Here is a 5,216-nt window from a genome sequence, read left to right on the forward strand (position 1 = left end):
CCTACTCTCGCATGGGGAAGCCCCACACTACCATCGGCGCTAAGCGGTTTCACTGCTGAGTTCGGCATGGGATCAGGTGGGACACGCTCGCTATGGTCGTCAGGCGAAACAGGTGTCATGGCCCATCGGGCCACAACGCAATCGGGAATAAGCTGACACGCTACGTCTCATGCGTCTCCGGGATCGGCTCGTCACCAGACCCTTTGGGTGTTATATGGTCAAGCCTCACGGGCCATTAGTACACGTTAGCTCAACGCCTTGCAGCGCTTCCACACCGTGCCTATCAACCAGCTGGTCTCGCTGGGCCCTTCAGGAGGCTCGAGGCCTCGGGGAGATCTCATCTTGAAGGGGGCTTCCCGCTTAGATGCTTTCAGCGGTTATCCCGTCCGCACATAGCTACCCGGCAATGCCACTGGCGTGACAACCGGAACACCAGAGGTGCGTCCACTCCGGTCCTCTCGTACTAGGAGCAGCCCTTCTCAAATCTCCAACGCCCACGGCAGATAGGGACCGAACTGTCTCACGACGTTCTAAACCCAGCTCGCGTACCACTTTAAATGGCGAACAGCCATACCCTTGGGACCGACTTCAGCCCCAGGATGTGATGAGCCGACATCGAGGTGCCAAACACCGCCGTCGATGTGAACTCTTGGGCGGTATCAGCCTGTTATCCCCGGAGTACCTTTTATCCGTTGAGCGATGGCCCTTCCATACAGAACCACCGGATCACTAGAACCTGCTTTCGCACCTGCTCGACGTGTCTGTCTCGCAGTCAAGCACCCTTATGCTCTTGCACTCATTGCACGATTTCCAACCGTGCTGAGGGTACCTTCGTGCTCCTCCGTTACGCTTTGGGAGGAGACCGCCCCAGTCAAACTACCCACCACACACTGTCCTCGACCCGGATAACGGGCCCAAGTTAGAACGCCAATGATGCCAGGCTGGTATTTCAAGGTCGGCTCCCCTAGGACTGGCGTCCCAGGTTCCAAGCCTCCCAGCTATCCTACACAAGCAACATCAGCATCCAGTGTGAAGCTATAGTAAAGGTTCACGGGGTCTTTCCGTCTAGCCGCGGGGACACCGCATCTTCACGGCGATTTCAATTTCACTGAGTCTCGGGTGGAGACAGCGTGGCCATCATTACGCCATTCGTGCAGGTCGGAACTTACCCGACAAGGAATTTCGCTACCTTAGGACCGTTATAGTTACGGCCGCCGTTTACCGGGGCTTCGATCAAGCGCTTCGCCGGAGCTAACGCCATCAATTAACCTTCCGGCACCGGGCAGGCGTCACACCCTATACGTCCGCTTACGCGTTAGCAGAGTGCTGTGTTTTTAATAAACAGTTGCAGCCACCTGGTATCTTCGACCGGCTCGAGCTCAGGACGCGAAGTCCGTCACCCTATGCCGGCGCACCTTCTCCCGAAGTTACGGTGCCATTTTGCCTAGTTCCTTCACCCGAGTTCTCTCAAGCGCCTTGGGATTCTCACCCTGACCACCTGTGTCGGTTTGGGGTACGGTCGCATGTGATCTGAAGCTTAGAGGCTTTTCCTGGAAGCGTGGCATCGATGACTTCCAGACCGTAGTCTGTTCGTCTCGCCTCTCGGCCTTGAGGATCCGGATTTCCCTGAACCCTCGGCCTACCGGCTTTCACCAGGACAACCAACGCCTGGCTCACCTAGCCTTCTTCGTCCCCCCATCGCAATCACATCCGGTACGGGAATATTAACCCGTTTCCCATCGACTACGCCTTTCGGCCTCGCCTTAGGGGCCGACTCACTCTGCTCCGATTGACGTCGAACAGAAACCCTGGGTCTTCCGGCGTGCGGGGTTTTCACCCGCATTATCGTTACTCATGTCAGCATTCGCACTCGTGATATCTCCAGCGCGCTTCTCAACGCCCCTTCACAGACTTACACGACGCTCCTCTACCACTCATCCAGAGGATGAGTCCGTAGCTTCGGCACCTGGTTTGAGCCCCGTTACATCTTCCGCGCAGGCCGACTCGACTAGTGAGCTATTACGCTTTCTTTAAAGGATGGCTGCTTCTAAGCCAACCTCCTAGCTGTCTAAGCCTTCCCACATCGTTTCCCACTTAACCAGAATTTGGGGGCCTTAGCTGACGGTCTGGGTTGTTTCCCTTTTCACAACGGACGTTAGCACCCGCTGTGTGTCTCCCACGCTGCACTCATCGGTATTCGGAGTTTGCCTCGGGTTGGTAAGCCGGGATGGCCCCCTAGCCGAAACAGTGCTCTACCCCCGACGGTGATACGTGAGGCGCTACCTAAATAGCTTTCGAGGAGAACCAGCTATCTCCGGGCTTGATTAGCCTTTCACTCCGATCCACAGCTCATCCCAGCATTTTTCAACATACTTGGGTTCGAGCCTCCAGTCAGTGTTACCTGACCTTCACTCTGGCCATGGATAGATCGCCCGGTTTCGGGTCTATATCCAGCGACTCATCGCCCTGTTAAGACTCGGTTTCCCTACGCCTCCCCTAGTCGGTTAAGCTCGCCACTGAATATAAGTCGCTGACCCATTATACAAAAGGTACGCGGTCACCAGCCGAAGCCAGCTCCCACTGCTTGTACGCATACGGTTTCAGGATCTATTTCACTCCCCTCGCCGGGGTTCTTTTCGCCTTTCCCTCACGGTACTGGTTCACTATCGGTCAGCCAGGAGTATTTAGCCTTGGAGGATGGTCCCCCCGTCTTCAGTCAAGGTTTCACGTGCCCCGACCTACTCGATTTCACCAATGCGGGTTTTCGGTTACGGGGCTATCACCCACTATGGCCGGCCTTTCCAGGCCGTTCACCTAACCGTGCACTGACTTAAGGGCTAGTCCCCGTTCGCTCGCCGCTACTCAGGGAATCTCGGTTGATTTCTTTTCCTCGGGGTACTTAGATGTTTCAGTTCCCCCGGTTCGCCTCCCAACCCCTATGAATTCAGGGTGGGATACCCAGCTTATGCTGGGTGGGTTTCCCCATTCAGAGATGCCCGGGTCGTAGGTTGTTTGCCACCTCACCGAGCCTTATCGCAGGCTACAACGTCTTTCATCGCCTCTGGCTGCCTAGGCATCCACCGTATGCGCTTCATCGCTTGACCATATAACCCCAAAGGGTCTGGCCTGGCGACGAACACGATTTTGCCGGATACGCTTGAGACGTATCGTCTTGCTTTGTCAGCTTATTCCACATTGTTAAAGAGCATTAGAGCAAAAGCTCTAAGCGGGAAGCTCGAAGAAAGGGTCTTCCAAGCGTCTCGCTTAAAACTTCTTCGACTGTCGGGATGGTGGAGCCTACCGGGATCGAACCGGTGACCTCCTGCGTGCAAGGCAGGCGCTCTCCCAGCTGAGCTAAGGCCCCAAACAAGATAATTTCAGTCAAGACAAGGCATATTGAGGCGACGCATAGCCTGCTATGCGAGTCTCGATATAACGCTGTCGTGGCTGAAATTTGGTGGGTCTGGGCAGACTTGAACTGCCGACCTCACCCTTATCAGGGGTGCGCTCTAACCAACTGAGCTACAGACCCGGCTTACCACTGGGTCCAGGACCCAAACAGTCGTTGCTCTGCGCGATCAGGTAATTCATTGTGAGCGCTTACCCAGGGGGATGCGCGGTCGTTTAAGGAGGTGATCCAGCCGCAGGTTCCCCTACGGCTACCTTGTTACGACTTCACCCCAGTCATGAACCACACCGTGGTGATCGCTCTCCCGAAGGTTAAGCTAACCACTTCTGGTGCAGTCCACTTCCATGGTGTGACGGGCGGTGTGTACAAGGCCCGGGAACGTATTCACCGTGCCATTCTGATGCACGATTACTAGCGATTCCGACTTCGCGGAGTCGAGTTGCAGACTCCGATCCGGACTGAGACCGGCTTTTCGGGATTAGCTTCAGCTCGCGCTTTCGCAACCCTTTGTACCGGCCATTGTAGCACGTGTGTAGCCCTACCCGTAAGGGCCATGATGACTTGACGTCGTCCCCACCTTCCTCCGGTTTGTCACCGGCAGTCTCCCTAGAGTTCCCGACCGAATCGCTGGCAAATAGGGACAAGGGTTGCGCTCGTTACGGGACTTAACCCAACATTTCACAACACGAGCTGACGACAGCCATGCAGCACCTGTCTCTGCGCTCCCGAAGGCACCCCGGAATCTCTTCCGGGTTCGCAGGATGTCAAGGGTAGGTAAGGTTCTTCGCGTTGCATCGAATTAAACCACATGCTCCACCGCTTGTGCGGGCCCCCGTCAATTCATTTGAGTTTTAACCTTGCGGCCGTACTCCCCAGGCGGTCGACTTATCGCGTTAACTGCGCCACTAAGTCCTCAAGGGACCCAACGGCTAGTCGACATCGTTTACGGCGTGGACTACCAGGGTATCTAATCCTGTTTGCTACCCACGCTTTCGCACCTCAGCGTCAGTGTCAGTCCAGAAGGCCGCCTTCGCCACTGGTATTCCTCCCGATCTCTACGCATTTCACCGCTACACCGGGAATTCTACCTTCCTCTCCTGCACTCTAGCCTGCCCGTTCCGGATGCCGTTCCCAGGTTGAGCCCGGGGCTTTCACACCCGGCGTGACACGCCGCCTACGCGCGCTTTACGCCCAGTAATTCCGATTAACGCTTGCACCCTCCGTATTACCGCGGCTGCTGGCACGGAGTTAGCCGGTGCTTCTTCTGCGAGTGATGTCGTCCGTACCGTGTATTAAACGGCACGCTTTCTTCCTCGCTGAAAGTGCTTTACAACCCGAAAGCCTTCTTCACACACGCGGCATGGCTGGATCAGGCTTTCGCCCATTGTCCAATATTCCCCACTGCTGCCTCCCGTAGGAGTCCGGGCCGTGTCTCAGTCCCGGTGTGGCTGATCATCCTCTCAGACCAGCTACGGATCGTCGCCTTGGTAAGCCGTTACCTTACCAACTAGCTAATCCGACATAGGCTCATCCAATCGCGCGAGGTCCGAAGAGCCCCCGCTTTCTCCCGTAGGACGTATGCGGTATTAGCCTGAGTTTCCTCAGGTTATCCCCCACGACTGGGTAGATTCCTATGCGTTACTCACCCGTCCGCCGCTCGACGCCTCCTAGCAAGCTAGGATCGTTTCCGCTCGACTTGCATGTGTTAGGCCTGCCGCCAGCGTTCAATCTGAGCCATGATCAAACTCTTCAGTTGAAAGTCTGATAGTCCGTTGAGCGGACCAAACTTGGTTCAAGACTAAAACGT

General features: G+C 55.9%; 2 tRNA genes and 3 rRNA genes. All 5 read right to left on the reverse strand.

Features of this window, described 5'->3' with window-relative positions:
- A 5S ribosomal RNA gene (gene rrf, locus KZO83_RS16245) occupies positions 1–104 on the reverse strand; the annotation flags it as partial.
- Between the two features lie 110 nt (positions 105–214).
- Positions 215–3,104, reverse strand: a 23S ribosomal RNA gene (locus KZO83_RS16250).
- Between the two features lie 184 nt (positions 3,105–3,288).
- A tRNA-Ala gene (locus KZO83_RS16255) sits at positions 3,289–3,364 on the reverse strand.
- A gap of 91 nt (positions 3,365–3,455) precedes the next feature.
- Positions 3,456–3,532, reverse strand: a tRNA-Ile gene (locus KZO83_RS16260).
- Positions 3,533–3,625: 93 nt separating this feature from the next.
- A 16S ribosomal RNA gene (locus KZO83_RS16265) occupies positions 3,626–5,165 on the reverse strand.
- Between the last annotated feature and the right edge of the window lie 51 nt (positions 5,166–5,216).

This window comes from Chromohalobacter moromii (genome assembly GCF_023091865.1).
Taxonomy (GTDB): Bacteria; Pseudomonadota; Gammaproteobacteria; order Pseudomonadales; family Halomonadaceae; genus Chromohalobacter; species Chromohalobacter moromii.